General features: G+C 67.7%; 17 protein-coding genes. 13 read left to right on the top strand and 4 right to left on the bottom strand.

Going from position 1 to position 14,512, the window contains the following annotated elements:
- Nucleotide 1: 1 nt before the first annotated feature.
- From LRP66_RS12050 to LRP66_RS12035, 5 genes are read left to right on the top strand one after another with little or no spacing between them, the layout of a single operon-like run.
- A complete protein-coding gene (locus LRP66_RS12050) occupies nt 2-604 on the top strand; it encodes a riboflavin synthase (protein WP_230482839.1) in 603 nt (200 codons plus the stop codon).
- Nucleotides 594-1,745 carry a 3,4-dihydroxy-2-butanone-4-phosphate synthase gene (ribB, locus tag LRP66_RS12045; RefSeq protein WP_230482838.1) on the top strand — a complete coding sequence of 384 codons (1,152 nt, stop codon included), beginning with the start codon at nt 594-596 and terminating at the stop codon, nt 1,743-1,745. Before LRP66_RS12050 ends, ribB begins: the two co-directional genes overlap by 11 nt.
- A complete protein-coding gene (gene ribH, locus LRP66_RS12040) occupies nt 1,745-2,164 on the top strand; it encodes a 6,7-dimethyl-8-ribityllumazine synthase (RefSeq protein WP_230482837.1) in 420 nt (139 codons plus the stop codon). The genes ribB and ribH overlap by 1 nt, the downstream gene beginning before the upstream one ends.
- Nucleotides 2,161-2,283 (top strand): hypothetical protein, encoded by a 123-nt coding sequence (locus LRP66_RS18275; protein WP_268992458.1) that lies wholly within the window; start codon nt 2,161-2,163, stop codon nt 2,281-2,283. Before ribH ends, LRP66_RS18275 begins: the two co-directional genes overlap by 4 nt.
- Entirely contained in the window at nt 2,280-2,693 is a 414-nt protein-coding gene (locus tag LRP66_RS12035; protein ID WP_230482836.1) for a hypothetical protein, read from the top strand. The genes LRP66_RS18275 and LRP66_RS12035 overlap by 4 nt, the downstream gene beginning before the upstream one ends.
- 118 nt (nt 2,694-2,811) lie before the next feature.
- On the opposite strand, the gene LRP66_RS12030 is transcribed toward LRP66_RS12035, so the two are convergent.
- Nucleotides 2,812-3,906: an alkene reductase gene (locus LRP66_RS12030; protein ID WP_230482835.1), complete on the bottom strand. Its 1,095-nt coding sequence runs from the start codon at nt 3,904-3,906 to the stop codon at nt 2,812-2,814.
- 55 nt (nt 3,907-3,961) lie between these two features.
- On the opposite strand from LRP66_RS12030, the gene LRP66_RS12025 reads away from it, so the two are divergent.
- The 6 genes from LRP66_RS12025 (at nt 3,962) to LRP66_RS12000 (ending at nt 10,141) form a co-directional block, all read left to right on the top strand.
- A complete protein-coding gene (locus LRP66_RS12025) occupies nt 3,962-4,936 on the top strand; it encodes a DMT family transporter (RefSeq protein WP_230482834.1) in 975 nt (324 codons plus the stop codon).
- A gap of 11 nt (nt 4,937-4,947) precedes the next feature.
- Nucleotides 4,948-5,607 (top strand): COQ9 family protein, encoded by a 660-nt coding sequence (locus LRP66_RS12020; protein ID WP_230482833.1) that lies wholly within the window; start codon nt 4,948-4,950, stop codon nt 5,605-5,607.
- A gap of 172 nt (nt 5,608-5,779) precedes the next feature.
- A complete protein-coding gene (locus LRP66_RS12015) occupies nt 5,780-6,031 on the top strand; it encodes a FeoA family protein (RefSeq protein ID WP_373461701.1) in 252 nt (83 codons plus the stop codon).
- A gap of 16 nt (nt 6,032-6,047) precedes the next feature.
- Nucleotides 6,048-7,907: a ferrous iron transporter B gene (feoB, locus tag LRP66_RS12010; protein ID WP_230482832.1), complete on the top strand. Its 1,860-nt coding sequence runs from the start codon at nt 6,048-6,050 to the stop codon at nt 7,905-7,907.
- Between the two features lie 20 nt (nt 7,908-7,927).
- Complete coding sequence (ssb, locus tag LRP66_RS12005) at nt 7,928-8,509, top strand: single-stranded DNA-binding protein (RefSeq protein WP_230482831.1); 582 nt, start codon at nt 7,928-7,930, stop codon at nt 8,507-8,509.
- Nucleotides 8,510-8,596: 87 nt separating this feature from the next.
- Nucleotides 8,597-10,141 carry a sensor histidine kinase gene (locus tag LRP66_RS12000; RefSeq protein WP_230482830.1) on the top strand — a complete coding sequence of 515 codons (1,545 nt, stop codon included), beginning with the start codon at nt 8,597-8,599 and terminating at the stop codon, nt 10,139-10,141.
- 39 nt (nt 10,142-10,180) lie between these two features.
- Here the strand turns inward: LRP66_RS12000 and LRP66_RS11995 are convergent, their stop codons facing one another.
- The 3 genes from LRP66_RS11995 to metX form a co-directional block, all read right to left on the bottom strand.
- Nucleotides 10,181-10,582: a response regulator gene (locus LRP66_RS11995; protein ID WP_230482829.1), complete on the bottom strand. Its 402-nt coding sequence runs from the start codon at nt 10,580-10,582 to the stop codon at nt 10,181-10,183.
- A gap of 67 nt (nt 10,583-10,649) precedes the next feature.
- Nucleotides 10,650-11,243 (bottom strand): methionine biosynthesis protein MetW, encoded by a 594-nt coding sequence (metW, locus tag LRP66_RS11990; RefSeq protein ID WP_230482828.1) that lies wholly within the window; start codon nt 11,241-11,243, stop codon nt 10,650-10,652.
- Nucleotides 11,240-12,400: a homoserine O-acetyltransferase MetX gene (gene metX / locus LRP66_RS11985; RefSeq protein ID WP_230482827.1), complete on the bottom strand. Its 1,161-nt coding sequence runs from the start codon at nt 12,398-12,400 to the stop codon at nt 11,240-11,242. The genes metW and metX overlap by 4 nt, the downstream gene beginning before the upstream one ends.
- A gap of 64 nt (nt 12,401-12,464) precedes the next feature.
- Here metX and hisC point away from each other — a divergent pair, with 64 nt between their 5' ends.
- The gene (hisC, locus tag LRP66_RS11980) at nt 12,465-13,571 is read left to right on the top strand and encodes a histidinol-phosphate transaminase (protein WP_230482826.1); all 1,107 of its coding nucleotides are present in this window, start codon (nt 12,465-12,467) and stop codon (nt 13,569-13,571) included.
- Nucleotides 13,571-14,482 carry a prephenate/arogenate dehydrogenase family protein gene (locus LRP66_RS11975; RefSeq protein WP_230482825.1) on the top strand — a complete coding sequence of 304 codons (912 nt, stop codon included), beginning with the start codon at nt 13,571-13,573 and terminating at the stop codon, nt 14,480-14,482. Before hisC ends, LRP66_RS11975 begins: the two co-directional genes overlap by 1 nt.
- Nucleotides 14,483-14,512 lie beyond the last annotated feature (30 nt).

Genomic DNA, 14,512 nt, shown 5'->3' with positions numbered 1-14,512 from the left:
TATGTTTACCGGGATCGTCACCGACATCGGCTCCGTCACCGCCGTGGAAACCCGCGGCGACACGCGAGTCGTCATCGCCACCGCCTATGACACGGGCACCATCGACCTGGGCGCGTCGATCGCCTGTTCGGGCGTCTGCCTGACCGTGGTCGAGAAGGGGCCCGGCTGGTTCGCGGTCGACGTCTCGGCCGAGACGATCGGGCGTACCGCCGACCAGTGGCATCGGGACCGCCCGCTCAACCTCGAACGCGCGATGAAGCTTGGCGACGAACTGGGCGGGCATATCGTCACCGGCCATGTCGACGGCGTCGGCACCATCGTCTCGGTCGCGGAGGAAGGCGGGTCGCACCGCGTCTTCGTGAGCGTGCCCACCGACCTCGCCCCCTTCATGGCGACCAAGGGATCGGTGACGGTCGACGGCGTATCGCTGACCGTCAACAGCGTGGAGGACACGATCGACGGCACCGTCATCGGCCTGAACATCATCCCCCACACCGCCGCCGTCACCACGCTGGGCGGCATCGCCCAAGGCCAGCGCGTCAATATCGAGATCGACGTGCTCGCCCGTTACCTGCAGCGCATGGAGCATTATCGTGGCCGCTGATCCGAACGCGCTTTCCGGTCTGCGGCGCGGTTTCCTGTCCAGCCCCGAAGAGATCATCGACGAGGCGCGCAACGGCCGCATGTTCATCCTGGTCGATGACGAGGACCGGGAGAATGAGGGCGATCTGGTCATTCCCGCCCAGATGGCGACGCCGGAGAAGGTGAACTTCATGGCGCGGCACGGGCGCGGGCTGATCTGCCTCGCCATGACGCGCGAGCGGGTCGACACACTCGCGCTGCCGCTGATGAGCCCCAAGAACGGGACGCGGCACGAAACCGCCTTCACCATCTCGATCGAGGCGAGGGAGGGCGTGACCACGGGCATCTCGGCGGCCGACCGCGCGCGGACGATCGCCGTCGCGATCGATTCGGCGCACGGCGCCGATTCGCTGGTGACCCCGGGCCATGTCTTCCCGCTGGTCGCGCGCGACGGCGGCGTGCTGGTGCGCGCGGGCCATACCGAGGCGGCGGTCGATGTCGCGCGGCTCGCGGGCCTCAATCCCTCGGGCGTGATCTGCGAGATCATGAACGAGGACGGGACGATGGCGCGGATGGACGACCTCGTCTCCTTCGCGCAGCTCCACAACCTCAAGATCGGCACGATCCGCGACCTGATCGCCTATCGTCGCCGCTACGACCATCTGGTCGAATTGCAGTCCGAAGCCACATTCGAGAGCGAATGGGGCGGCACCTGGACCGCGCGCGCCTATCGCAACAAGGCGACGGGCACCGAGCAGGTCGCGCTGGTCAAGGGCAAGCTCGACACGACGCAGCCGGTTTTGGTCAGGATGCACGCCCTGTCCCCCTTCGCCGACGTATTCGGCGAGGCGGGATCGCGCGGCGCGCTGCTCGCCAAGTCGATGCGGATGATCGCTGAGGAAGGCTCGGGCGTGATCGTCGTCATCAACCGCCCGCGCACCGACGCCTTCACCACCGCCGTCCGCCTGAAAGCGGGCGAGGAGGTGCAGATCGATATGGAGGAACTGCGCGACTACGGCGTCGGCGCGATGATCCTGGCCGAACTGGGAGTGCAGGACATGGTGCTCTTGACCAACACCCATCACACGCTGATCGGACTCGACGGTTACGGCCTGTCGATCGTCGGCGAACGTCGAATCGAGAATTTTGAGGGAGACGCCTGATGGCGCATGTGTTGATCGTCGAGGCGCGTTTCTACGAGCATCTGAACGACCTGCTGCTGGCGGGCGCGCGGGCCGCGATCGAGGAAGCGGGCCACAGCCATGAGACGATCACCGTCCCCGGCGCGCTGGAGATCCCCGGCGCGGTCGCGATGGCGGCGGATTCGGGCCGCTACGACGCGTTCGTCGCGATCGGCGTGGTGATCCGCGGCGAGACCTATCACTTCGAAATCGTCTCGAACGAGAGCGCGCGCGGGCTGATGGCGCTGACCATGGACGGTCTGCCCATCGGCAACGGCATCATCACCACCGAGAATGAGGCGCAGGCGCTGACCCGCGCCCGCCCGGACGAGAAGAACAAGGGCGGCGAGGCGGCCAAGGCGGCGCTTGCCATGCTGGCGCTGAAGGGCCGGTTCGGGTGACAGCGCCCGTCCTCCAGACCGAGCGGCTGATCCTCCGGGTGCCCTCGGCGGAGGATTTCGATGCCTGGGGCCAAGGCGCCGACCAGTGGCGCACGCGCCGGGGACGCAGTCTCGCATGACCGACATGCCGCCCACCCGCTTTCGCGTCGTCGAGCGGGGTCGGCGGCTGGAGGTGATCGATACCCAGGCGGACAAGACACCGCCCGCGCGCCGTCCCGTATCGGCGGACAGGAGCAAGCCCGGGCTCCAGTTGCCCGAAAAGCTGCGCTTCGACGGCGGTGGACGCTGGACGACCGACAGCTGGTACGATGCCAGGGGTCCGCGCACGCTGACGCTGGACGCCGGAGCCATGCAAAGACTGCGTTACGCAGGCGCGGGACTGGTCGCGCTGGTCGTGATCTGGGTGCTGGCTGGGTCTTTCCTGCCGATCCTGTGGGGTGCGCCGATGCTGCTGCTCAACCCCAAGGTGCGCGAGACGATGCGTGATCGGTTGACCGGCTTTATCGACGGGTTGGATAGCGCCGAATAGCCGCAGCTCCGTTCGCTCAGGCTGAACGGAGGTTGGAAGAGGCATCCGATTCCGACAAACACCACCCCGGCCTTCGCCGGGGTGGCCAGGGCGGGGAGGAACCCCCGCCCCCGCCTCCTCACGCCGCGCGGGCCTGCTCGTCGAGCGTCGGATAGTCGATATATCCCTCCGGCCCCTGGCTGTACCAGGTCTTCATGTCGCCCTGGTTCAGCGGCGCATCGGTGCGCAGTCGTTCGGGCAGGTCCGGATTCGCGAGGAAGGTCCGGCCGAAGGCGATACCGTCCGCCACGCCCGAATCGATCGCGGCTTGCGCCTTGGCGCGCGTGTCGAAGTCGCTGTTGAGGATCAGCGGGCCCCGGAACACCTTGCGGATCTCCGGCGACAGCTTGGGCACGTCGGTGCGGCCATAGGTGCCGTCCGGCCCGATCTCGCGCAGTTCGAGGAAGGCGATGCCCAGGTCCGACAGCATCTTCGCGGCGGGCACGAAGACCGAGGCGGGATCGCTGTCATCCACCCCCTGGCTGTCGCCATTGGGCGAGAGGCGTACCGCGACGCGCTCCTTGCCAGCGACCGCGATCACCCGCTCGGTGATCTCGCGGAGCAGGCGGATGCGGTTCTCGGGACTGCCGCCATAGGCGTCCGCGCGGTGGTTGGCGCCGTCGCGCAGGAATTCGTCGATCAGATAGCCGTTGGCGGCATGGATCTGCACCCCGTCGAACCCGGCGGCCAGCGCGTTGCGCGTCGCCAGCTCATAATCGTCGAGAAGGCGCGGGATTTCGGACAGTTCGAGCGCACGGGCGGTCTCGAAATCCTGCTTGCCTTCGAAGGTATGCGCCTGCCCCTCGGTCCGGGTGGCGGAGGAGGATACCGGCTGCATGCCCGTCACCGAGCTGTGCACCTGGCGGCCCATGTGCCAGAGCTGCGCGACGATCCGACCGCCCGCCTTGTGCACGGCGGCGGTCACCGGTTTCCAGGCCTCGACCTGCTCGTCGGTCCACAGGCCCGGCGCATAGGGCCAGCCAAGACCTTCGCGGCTGATGCCCGTGGCTTCGGAAATGATGAGGCCCGCGCCAGCGCGCTGGGCGTAATATTGCGCCATGATCGGCGTCGGCACCGCATCGCGGGTGGCGCGCGCACGGGTCAGCGGCGCCATCAGGATACGGTTGGGCGCATGGATCGCGCCCAGGTCGATCGGGTCGAATAAGCTTGGCATCTAAAAGCGGTCCTTTCTGGCCTGACGCAACGCAGATAGGGCGTTAAGGGAGGCCATGCCCGTGTCGCGCCCCCCAAGAAAAAGTGCATCGCCTGAAAGCGGTCGTCTTTCGGACGCGGCGGCGGCGACACCCCCGATCGCCTTTGCCGCGGTCATCCTGGCCAATGTCGCGCTCGCCTTCGGGCCGTTGCTGGTGCGGATGGCGGATACCGGGCCGGTCGCGTCGGCCTTCTGGCGGATCACCCTCGCCGCCCCCGTGCTCGCGCTGGTCGCGCTGCTCGGCCCGGCGCGGCCGCGTGCACCGGGACGGGGACAGGCGGGGCTGTGGCTGCTGCTGCTGGTCGGCGGGATCGCCTTTGCCGGAGATCTCGGCACCTGGCATATCGGCATCCGCCAGACGACCATGGCCAACGCCACGCTGTTCGGCAATTCGGCGACCTTCATCTTCCCGCTCTACGGCTTCCTGGTGGCGCGTGCCTGGCCCTCGCGAACGCAGGGGGTCGCGCTGGTCCTGGCGGCGCTGGGCGCGGGCCTTCTGATGGGGCGCAGCTATCAGGTCGATCCGCGCCATCTGGTCGGTGATCTGCTGTGCGTGTTGGCGGGCATCCTCTACGCGGTCTATTTCATCCTGATGTCGCGCGTGCGCAGCATCATGCCACCGGTCCCCGCGCTCGCCTGGTCGACCATGGCGAGCGTCGTGCCGCTGTTCGTCTTCGCCGTTGTGCTGGGCGAGCGGGTGTGGCCGGACCATTGGAGCGCGCTGATCCTGCTGGCGCTGGGGAGCCAGATCATCGGCCAGGGGTTGATGATCTACGCGCTGGGGCTGCTCAGCCCGCTGGTCGTCGGGCTGGCGCTGCTGGTCCAGCCGATGGTGGCGACGGCGATCGGCTGGATCGTCTATGGCGAGACACTGGCGCTGCCCGATCTGGCGGGCGTCGCGATGGTCGCGACCGCGCTGGTGCTGGTACGGCGCGGTTCGCCCAGGGCGGTGGCCAGGCCGGACGATAGGGACGACGAGAGACGCATATGAGCGAGGCTGCGATGACCGATGTTCAGGACCTGACTCTCGACGAGGTGCGCGCGCTGCTGGCCGACGGGATCGCGTCCAACGCCGCGTTCGACGGCTGGGGCGACGATGCGCGTGACATGGCGGCGGACGCGGCGGGGGTCGACCGCGACATCGCGCGCCTCGCCTTCAAGGACGGCGCGGTTGCGATGATCGACGCCTGGTTCGCCGCGATCGACCGGGCGATGGTCGCGGCCGTGCCCGCCGAACAGGCCGCCGCGATGAAGATCCGCCAGCGCATCACCGCGCTGGTCGAGGCGCGACTGGCCGCCGTCGCCCCCAATCGCGAGGCGCTGCGTCGGGCGCTGACCATCCTGGCGATGCCGCAGAACGCGGCGACGGCTGCGCGGCTCGGCTGGCGGACGGTCGATGCGATCTGGGCTCAGGCGGGCGATACCGCGACGGACTATAACCACTATACCAAGCGCGCGACGCTGTTCGCGGTCTATGCCGCGACGATCGCGGCGTTCCTCAACGACGACAGCGAGGATCACGCCGACACCCGCGCCTTCCTGGCCCGCCGGATCGAGGGGATCATGCGGTTCGAGAAGTGGAAGGCCGGGGTGGTCAAGCGAAGCGAGAACAGGCCCAGCCTGTCGCGATTCGTGGGGCGGTTGCGCTATCCGGCGGTGTAACGCCCGTGGCCTTCGACGTCGCTCGGGCTGAACGGGGCGGGGGCGAATGGGGCTGGATACCGACCACCGTTCGCACTGGGCGAAGTCGAAATGCACACCCCAAAGGCAAACCCGACACCCATTTCATCAACGGGTAATTGATAATCAATCGCACCGGCGTTATGTAATCCGCATGGCGATGCTCAGCAGTCTCGAAACCCTTCCCCGGCGGCAACCGGCGACCGTGGCCGCGATCGACTGGGCGCAGCTCGCGGTGCCCGAGGCGCGTCGGCTTCGCGAACTGGGCTTCGATGAGGGTGTGGGGGTCGAGGTGCTCCACCGGGCGACGCTGGGCGGTGGCCCGATCGCCTGCCGGATCGGCCGCATGACCGTGGCGCTGCGTCGCCGGGTCGCGGCCTCGATCCGCGTCGCGACCGGCGCTTGAGGCTTACCCGAGGATAATGAACGCCGCACCGCTGGTCGCGCTCGTCGGCAATCCCAATGCCGGCAAAAGCGCCCTGTTCAACGCCCTGACCGGCGCGCGGCAGAAGGTCGGCAACTATCCCGGCGTCACCGTCGAGCGGCATTCCGGCCGCCTGGTGCTGGAGGATGGTCGCCCGGTCGAGCTGGTCGACCTGCCCGGCGCCTATAGCCTCGACCCCGGCAGCCTGGACGAACAGGTCACGCGCAACGTCGTGATGGGATCGCAGGCGGGCGAACGTCGTCCCGACGCGCTGGTCGTGGTGGTCGACGCCGCCAATCTCGACAATCACCTGCGCTTCACGCTCCAGCTCATCGCACTCGGCCTGCCGGTCGTGGTCGCGCTCAACATGGTCGACCTGGCCGAGCGCGACGGGCTGACGCTCGATGCCGATATCCTGGCGCGCGAGCTGGGGGTGACGGTCATCCCCACGGTCGCGGTGCGCCGTCGCGGCCTGGACGCGCTGAAGGCCGAGGTCGACCGGCTGGTCAGCCAGGAGCGCGCCCATCCCGTCGCGACCGCCGACCAGATCGACGACATCGTCACGCTGCAACGCCGCGCGCGGAAAATCGCGTCCGCCGCGACCGTGGCGGAGACGCCAACCCGCCGCTGGACCCACATGCTCGACTCGGTCGCGCTGCATCCCGTGGCGGGGCCGATCCTGCTGGTCGGGCTGCTTTTCATCATGTTCCAGGCGGTCTTCGCCTGGTCGCAGACACCGGTCGAATGGATCGAGGCCGGATTCAAATGGCTGGAGATGCAGGCCGGGCTATTGCTGCCCGAAGGCTGGTTCCGCAGCCTGATCACCGACGGCCTGATCGCGGGTGTCGGCGCGGTCGTCGTCTTCCTGCCGCAGATCCTGATCCTGTTCCTGTTCATCCTGATCCTGGAGGCGACCGGATACATGGTCCGCGCCGCCTTCCTGATGGACCGGTTGATGGCGCAGGTGGGCCTGTCGGGCCGCGCCTTCATCCCGCTGCTGTCGTCCTTCGCCTGCGCGGTGCCCGGCATCATGGCGACGCGGACGATCGATGACGAGAAGGACCGGCTGACCACCATCCTGATCGCACCGCTGATGACCTGTTCGGCGCGGCTGCCGGTCTATACCATCATCATCGGCGCGTTCATTCCGGACCGGCAGGTGGTGCCGTTCGTCGGCTTGCAGGGCCTGGTGCTGCTGGGTCTGTACCTCATGGGCATCGTCGGCGCGTTCGTCGCCGCGCTGCTGCTCCGCCGCACCGTCACCAAGGGGGCGTCGTCGGGCTTCATGATGGAGATGCCCAAATATCAGTGGCCGCATATCCGCGACGTGGTGCTGGGCCTGTGGAGCCGCGCGCTGATCTTCCTGAAGCGCGCCGGGACCACCATCGCGCTGACCACCATCATCCTGTGGGCGCTGCTGTCCTTCCCCAAGCCGCCCGAGGGGTCGGGAATCTCGCCGGTCAATTATTCGATCGCGGGCCGCATCGCCAACGGGATCGAGGTGGCTGTCCGCCCGATCGGCTTCAACCGCGACATCGCGCTGGCGCTCGTCCCGGCCATGGCGGCGCGCGAGGTGGCGGTGGCGGCGATCGGCACCGTCTATGCGATCGACGATACCGAGCATGAGGGCGGGCAGAAGGCGATGACCGACAAGCTCAAGCGCAACTGGTCGCTGCCCACCGCGCTCGCCTTCCTGATGTGGTTCGTCTTCGCGCCGCAATGCATTTCGACCATCGCGGTGACGCGCCGGGAAACGAACGGCTGGAAATGGCCCGCCTTCATGGTGGCGTACTTGTTCATCACGGCCTATGTCATGGCAGGCATCACATACTGGCTGGCCGTTTTCGCCGGCCTCTAGAACAAGCACGGGACGGATATATGGCGGGCAGCGTCAACAAGGTGATTCTCGTCGGCAATCTGGGACGCGATCCCGAGAGCCGCTCCTTCCAGAATGGCGGCAAGGTGGTCGAACTGCGCATCGCCACGTCGGAATCGTGGAAGGACCGCAACAGCGGCGAGCGCAAGGAAAAGACCGAATGGCACACGGTCAAGATCTTCAACGAAGGCCTGGCCAACGTCGCCGAGCGCTTCCTGCGCAAGGGCTCCAAGGTCTATATCGAGGGTGCGCTGACCACCCGCAAATGGCAGGACCAGCAGGGTAACGACCGTTACTCGACCGAGGTCACGCTGCAGGGCTTCAACTCGGTGCTGACCATGCTCGATGGCCCCGGTGGCGGCCAGGGCGGCGGCGGCGGTGGCCGTGGCGGCGGTGACTTCGGCGGCGGCGACGATTTCGGTGGCGGCGACTTCGGTGGCGGGTCGAGCGGCTATGGCGGCGGATCGTCGGGCGCTGGCAGTCGCGGCGGTTCTTCGACGAGCGGCGGGAACGGCGGCAATCGTGGCGGGTTCGGACAGGGCGGCGGCTTCGCCGATGATCTGGATGACGACGTCCCCTTCTGATCGGGGAATGGCTGCCACGGTGAGAGGATGGACCGGAAGGACGAAATAACAGGCCTGATTCAGGCTCATGGGGATGGGAATACGGACATGCTCGACCCATCACCCATGAGCGAGGAACGGCGCGCGGCGCTGATCCGGGCCTACGACCTGGCGGGCTATCGCGAGAGCGGATGCCTTGACGATCTGGCGGCGTTCGCGGCGGAACTGTGCCAGACGCCCGTCGCGCTGGTCAGCCTGGTCGAGGAGGAGACGCAGCGTTTCCTGGCCGCGATCGGCCTCGATGCCGACCAGTCGCCACGCGATACGTCGTTCTGCGCACATGCGATGGTGGGACGCGAGGCGACGATGATCGTGCCCGACGCGCGGACCGATCCGCGCTTCGCCGATTTCTCGCTGGTCACCGGCCCACCCCATATCCGCTTCTATGCCGGGGCGCGGCTCCTCTCGCATGAAGGCGTACCGCTCGGAGCGATCTGCGTGATCTCGCCGGAGCCCCGGCCGGAGGGGCTGACCCCGTTCCAGCAGCGCGGGCTCGAAATCCTCGCCACCGCGGTGATGGGCCGGTTGCAGGACCGCAGGGCACAGCGCGAGCATGAGGCGACGGTCGAGGCGTCCGAAGCCCGCGTGGCCGACAGCGAGCAACGCTTCCGCACGCTTGCCGATACGATGCCGCAAATGGTCTGGTCGACGCTGCCCGACGGCTTCCACGACTATTACAATGCGCGCTGGTACGAATTCACCGGCATGTCCGATGGGTCGACCGATGGCGAAGGCTGGAACGGCATGTTCCACAAGGACGACCAAGAACGCGCATGGGCGCGCTGGCGACACAGCCTGAAGACCGGCGAACCCTACCAGATCGAATATCGGTTGCGCCACCGCGACGGCACCTATCGCTGGGTTCTCGGACGGGCGCTGCCCATCCGCGACGGCGAGGGGCAGATCATTCGCTGGTTCGGCACCTGCACCGATATCCACGAACAGAAGCTGGCGCTCGAGGAACGCGAGATCGTCAGCCAGGAGCTGAGCCACCGGATCAAGAACATCTTCGCGGTGATCTCCGGCCTGATCGCGTTCGCGGCGCGCAGCCATCCGGGCTTTGCGGGGATCGCCAGCGACCTGCGCGACCGGATCACGGCGCTGGGCCGCGCGCACGACTTCGTCCGTCCGCACAGTGCGCAGTCGCGCCCCAAGGCACGGCAGGACTCGCTGCACGGTCTGCTCGGCGATCTGTTCGAGCCCTATCGCGACGATGACGATACGCGGATCCGGCTGGCGGGCGACGACGTGCCGGTGGACGACCGGTCGGCGACTCCGCTGGCGCTGCTCTTCCACGAACTGGCGACCAACGCGTCCAAATATGGCGCGCTGTCGGTGATGACCGGCCATGTCGACCTGACGGTGGAACGACGCGACGCGATGGTCTCGCTATGCTGGCAGGAACGGGGCGGCCCCCTGTTGTCCGCGCCGCCCGCCCAGACCGGGTTCGGATCGCAGCTGGTCGAGCTGTCCGCCGTGCGGCAGTTGGGCGGCACCGTCGCACGCGAATGGCGCTCGGAGGGTCTGGTCGTGTCGATCGACGTGCCGCTGGCCGCGTTCAGCCGCCCGGCGGGGACCGGCCCGTGCCGGTGATCGGGAAGGCTCCGCGGTCTGGCGGAGCGAGCTGGCCGATCAGTTCCCGATCGTAAGCTTCAACGGCATCAGCTCTTCGGGAATGTCGGCGGTCAGTTCGCCCGTCGCCATCGCCGCCGCCGCCAGGATCGCCCGTTCGCTGAACGGTTTGCGGATATAGCCCAATGCCTGGATATCGGTCGCGATCTGTGACGGGTTCGCGGTGACGAAGACGATCTTCAGGCCATATTCCTCGACCAGCCGCCGCGCGATGTCGGGCCCCGTCGCGCCGTCACGCAGGTTGACGTCGACAAAGGCGAAGGAGCAGCCCGGAGCGGATTCATAAGCGGTGCGGCTATCTGCCGCTATGCCAGCCACATTATAGCCTGCATCGGTCAGAATGCGCTCCAGATCGAGGGCCACGAATATCTCGTCTTCCACGATCAGGGCGGTTTGGCTCATGTCAAATTCCCGTCACTTTCCCGCTCAACAATCTTGATCGAGATAAAGTTCCGCTGCTGTAGTCGTTTCAACGACGTAATAGAAATACCGCATGTTCGGCCCGGAAATTCGCCGCCGCCGCGCTGGTCGGGCGGCCGCGCGACAGGAACCAGCTGCCCTCGACCGTGATCCGCCGCTGGCGGACGAAGGCGCGGAAATCGTCGATCGTCACATGGTGGATGTTGGGCGTGTCATACCATTGTTCGGGCAGCAGCGGCGTCACCGGCATCCGCCCGCCCCACAGGAGCGACAGCCGCACCCGCCAATGCGCGAAATTGGGGAAGGAGACGAAGGCGCGGCTCCCGATGCGGAGCAGGTGGTCGAGCACCTGGTCGGGCGCGCGCGCGGTCTGCAACGTCTGGCTCAGGATCGCATAGTCGAACCCCTTGTCGGGATAGCCCGCCAGGTCGACATCCGCGTCGCCCTGCACCACCGCCAGCCCGCGCGCGACGGCCGAGGCGACATTGGCGGGATCGATCTCCAGCCCGCGCGCGTCCACGCCCGCCTCGTCCCGCAGCGCGGCCATCAACTGTCCGTCGCCGCAGCCGATGTCGAGCACCCGCGCACCCGGCGCGACATGCGCGGCGATGATCGCCAGATCGGGACGCAGTGTCTCGCTCATGGCTCGGCCCGCAGGAAACCGTCGATCACCCGGTTCATCTCCGGCGCCTCGAGCAGGAAGGCGTCGTGACCATAGGGGCTCGACAGTTCGACGAAGCTCGCCGCCGCACCCGCCGCGTTCAGCGCCTGAACCACGGCGCGCGACTCGGACGTGGGATAGAGCCAGTCGGTGTCGAAGCTGACCAGGCAGAAGCGCGTGCTGGTCCCCCGGAACGCGTTGGCGAGCAGTCCGCCATGCTCCTCGGCCAGGTCGAAATAGTCGAGCGCGCGGGTGATGTAGAGATAGGAGTTGGCGTCGAACCGGTCGACGAAGCTCAATCCCTGATGGCGGAGATAGCTCTCCACCTGGAAATCGGCGTCGAAGCCGAAGCTCTTGGCCCCGTCCGGCCGGTCGGGCCGGGCTTGCAGCCGCCGCCCGAACTTCTCGGTCAGCCCCGCCTCGGACAGATAGGTGATGTGCGCCGCCATCCGCGCCACCGCCAGGCCCGCCGCAGGTGGATCGTTCGCCTCGTAATAGGCCCCGCTCCGCCATTTCGGATCGGCCATGATCGCCTGCCGCCCGACCTCGTGAAAGGCGATGTTCTGCGCCGAATGCCGCGCGGTCGAGGCGACCATGACGCAGGCGCGCACCCGCTCGGGGAAGGTGGCGGCCCAGCTCAGCGCCTGCATCCCCCCCATCGACCCGCCGACCACCGCCTTCAACTGGCCGACGCCCAGATGGTCGAGCAGCATCGCTTGCGCCCGCACCATGTCGCGGATGGTGATGACCGGGAAGCGCATGCCCCAGGGCTCGGACGTGGAGGGGTCGATGGTCGCCGGGCCCGACGATCCCATGCAGCTGCCGATGACGTTCGAACAGATGATGAAATGCCGCGTCGGGTCGATCGGCTTGCCCTCTCCCACCAGCCGCGTCCACCAGCCGGGTTTGCCGGTGCGCGGATGGGGCGAGGCGACATGCTGGTCGCCGGTCAGCGCGTGGCAGATCAGGATCGCGTTGGAGCCATCGGCGTTCAGCGTGCCATAGGTCTCATACCCGATCTCGACCGGGGACAGGAGCCCGCCGCCGTCGAGCCGGAGCGGCCCCGGCAGCACGACATGCCGCGACAGACCGAAACGCTGGTCGTCGCTGTGGGATAAAGCGGAAACGGAAGCGGCCATGGAGCGATATCAGCTAGGCCGCGATGCTTGGCAACGCAAGGGCGAGGCCGCTATGGCGGGTCGCATGACCGAGCTCAAAGCCCCCGAACCGATCTCCTGGGTCAAGGCCATCGCGCCCTATGTCCCCGGCCGCGCGACGACCGATGACGGGCGCAAGGTCGCCAAGCTGTCGTCCAACGAGAATCCGCTGGGGACGAGCGAGAAGGCGCGCGCCGCCTTCGCCGCCGCCGCCGCCAGGCTGGAACGCTACCCCGATGCGGGGGCGACGGAATTGCGCCACGCCATCGGCGAGGTGCATGGGCTCGACCCGGCGCGGATCATCTATGGCACGGGCTCGGACGAAATCCTCCATCTGGCGGCGGGCGCGTTCGCCGGGCCGGGGGACGAGATCATCCATGTCCGCTATGGCTTCGCGGTCTATGAGATCGCCACGCGGCGCGTCGGCGCAGAGCCGGTGGTGGTCGCCGATCACGACTATGCCACCGATGTCGACGCGATCCTGGCGGCGGTGACCGGGAAGACGAAGGTCGTCTTCGTCGCGAACCCCAACAATCCCACCGGCACCTATGCGGGCGCGGGCGAGATCGCGCGGCTCCATGCCGGGCTGCCGCCGCATGTCCTGCTGGTCCTCGACCAGGCCTATGCCGAATATCTGGAGCAAGGCGAGGATGACGGCGGACTGGCACTGGCCGAGTCCGCATCGAACGTGCTGGTGTCGCGCACCTTCTCCAAGATCCATGGCCTCGCCGCCGAGCGGATCGGCTGGGGCTATGCCGCCGCGCCGATCATCGACGCGCTGCACCGAATCCGCGCGCCGTTCAACGTCACGATCGCCGGGCAGAACGCCGCGATCGAGGCGATCCGCGACCGCGCCTTCGTCGCGGCGTCGCGCGCGCATAATGCGCAATGGCTCGGCTGGTTCGAGGAACAGGTTGCGGGTCTCGGCAATGCGGGGCTGCGCTGCGTGCCGTCCAAGGCCAATTTCTCGCTGGTGCTGTTCGAGGGCGCACTGACCGCCGAGCGCGCCTATCACGGGCTGATGGACGCCGGATATATCGTCCGCTGGCTGCCGAGCCAGGGGCTGGGCCATGGCCTGCGCATCACGATCGGCACCGAGGTTGAAGTGAGGGGCGTCGTGGCGGCGCTGCGTGCGATGGTAGACGCCGCGTAATGCTGCCTTTCGCGCGGATCACGATTATCGGGCTCGGCCTGATCGGCTCTTCGGTCGCGCGGGCGACGCGCAAGGCGATGCCGACCGCGCGCATCACCGCTTACGACGCCGACCCGCAGGTGCGCGAGACGGTACGCGCGCTCGACCTGGCCGACGATGTCGCGGACACGGCGGGCGCGAGCGTGATCGATGCCGACTTCGTGATCCTGTGCGTGCCCGTCGGCGCGATGGGTGCGGTCGCGGCCGAGTTCGCCGACGACCTGCCCGAGGACGCCATCGTTTCCGACGTGGGCAGTTGCAAGGCCGCCGTGCTCGCCGCGCTGACCGAGGCGCTGCCGGGCGCAACGATCATCCCCGCCCACCCCGTCGCTGGCACCGAGCGCAGCGGGCCGGAAGCGGGCTTCGCCACGCTGTTCCAGAAGCGCTGGTGCATCGTCACCCCGCCCGAGGGCGCGGACGCGCTCGGCGTGGAGCGGGTGGCCGAGTTCTGGCGACGGCTGGGCGCCGACGTCGAGTTGATGGCGCCCGACCATCACGACCGCGTGCTCGCCGTCACCAGCCATCTGCCCCACCTGATCGCCTATACCATCGTCGGCACCGCGAGCGACCTGGAGGAGGTGACCCAGTCCGAGGTCATCAAATATTCGGCCGGTGGCTTTCGCGACTTCACCCGCATCGCCGCATCCGACCCGACCATGTGGCGCGACGTGTTCCTGACCAATCGCGAGGCGGTACTGGAGATGCTCCAGCGATTCTCGGAGGATCTGAGCCAGCTTCAACGCGCAATCCGCTGGGGCAAGGGCGACGAGCTGTTCGACCTGTTCAGCCGCACCCGCACCATCCGCCGCTCGATCATCGACCAGGGCCAGGACGACGCGCGCGAGGATTTCGGACGGAGTCACGAAGGCTGATAGAATCCTTTCCAAGCTAGGCTTGGGGAG

The organism is Sphingomonas sp. Leaf21 (genome assembly GCF_916858675.1).
Lineage (GTDB): Bacteria > Pseudomonadota > Alphaproteobacteria > Sphingomonadales > Sphingomonadaceae > Sphingomonas.
Note: the sequence above shows the minus strand (reverse complement) of the source record. Positions and strands in the feature narration are given on the sequence as shown.

Excerpts from the sequence above, each read along its gene's own strand:
- LRP66_RS12050 (WP_230482839.1), top strand. The coding sequence starts at position 2 with ATGTTTACCGGGATCGTCACCGACATCGGCTCCGTCACCGCCGTGGAA.
- ribH (WP_230482837.1), top strand. The coding sequence starts at position 1,745 with ATGGCGCATGTGTTGATCGTCGAGGCGCGTTTCTACGAGCATCTGAAC.
- LRP66_RS12035 (WP_230482836.1), top strand. The coding sequence starts at position 2,280 with ATGACCGACATGCCGCCCACCCGCTTTCGCGTCGTCGAGCGGGGTCGG.
- LRP66_RS12030 (WP_230482835.1), bottom strand. The coding sequence starts at position 3,906 with ATGCCAAGCTTATTCGACCCGATCGACCTGGGCGCGATCCATGCGCCC.
- LRP66_RS12025 (WP_230482834.1), top strand. The coding sequence starts at position 3,962 with ATGCCCGTGTCGCGCCCCCCAAGAAAAAGTGCATCGCCTGAAAGCGGT.
- LRP66_RS12020 (WP_230482833.1), top strand. The coding sequence starts at position 4,948 with ATGACCGATGTTCAGGACCTGACTCTCGACGAGGTGCGCGCGCTGCTG.
- LRP66_RS12015 (WP_373461701.1), top strand. The coding sequence starts at position 5,780 with ATGGCGATGCTCAGCAGTCTCGAAACCCTTCCCCGGCGGCAACCGGCG.
- feoB (WP_230482832.1), top strand. The coding sequence starts at position 6,048 with ATGAACGCCGCACCGCTGGTCGCGCTCGTCGGCAATCCCAATGCCGGC.
- ssb (WP_230482831.1), top strand. The coding sequence starts at position 7,928 with ATGGCGGGCAGCGTCAACAAGGTGATTCTCGTCGGCAATCTGGGACGC.
- LRP66_RS12000 (WP_230482830.1), top strand. The coding sequence starts at position 8,597 with ATGCTCGACCCATCACCCATGAGCGAGGAACGGCGCGCGGCGCTGATC.
- LRP66_RS11995 (WP_230482829.1), bottom strand. The coding sequence starts at position 10,582 with ATGAGCCAAACCGCCCTGATCGTGGAAGACGAGATATTCGTGGCCCTC.
- metW (WP_230482828.1), bottom strand. The coding sequence starts at position 11,243 with ATGAGCGAGACACTGCGTCCCGATCTGGCGATCATCGCCGCGCATGTC.
- metX (WP_230482827.1), bottom strand. The coding sequence starts at position 12,400 with ATGGCCGCTTCCGTTTCCGCTTTATCCCACAGCGACGACCAGCGTTTC.
- hisC (WP_230482826.1), top strand. The coding sequence starts at position 12,465 with ATGACCGAGCTCAAAGCCCCCGAACCGATCTCCTGGGTCAAGGCCATC.
- LRP66_RS11975 (WP_230482825.1), top strand. The coding sequence starts at position 13,571 with ATGCTGCCTTTCGCGCGGATCACGATTATCGGGCTCGGCCTGATCGGC.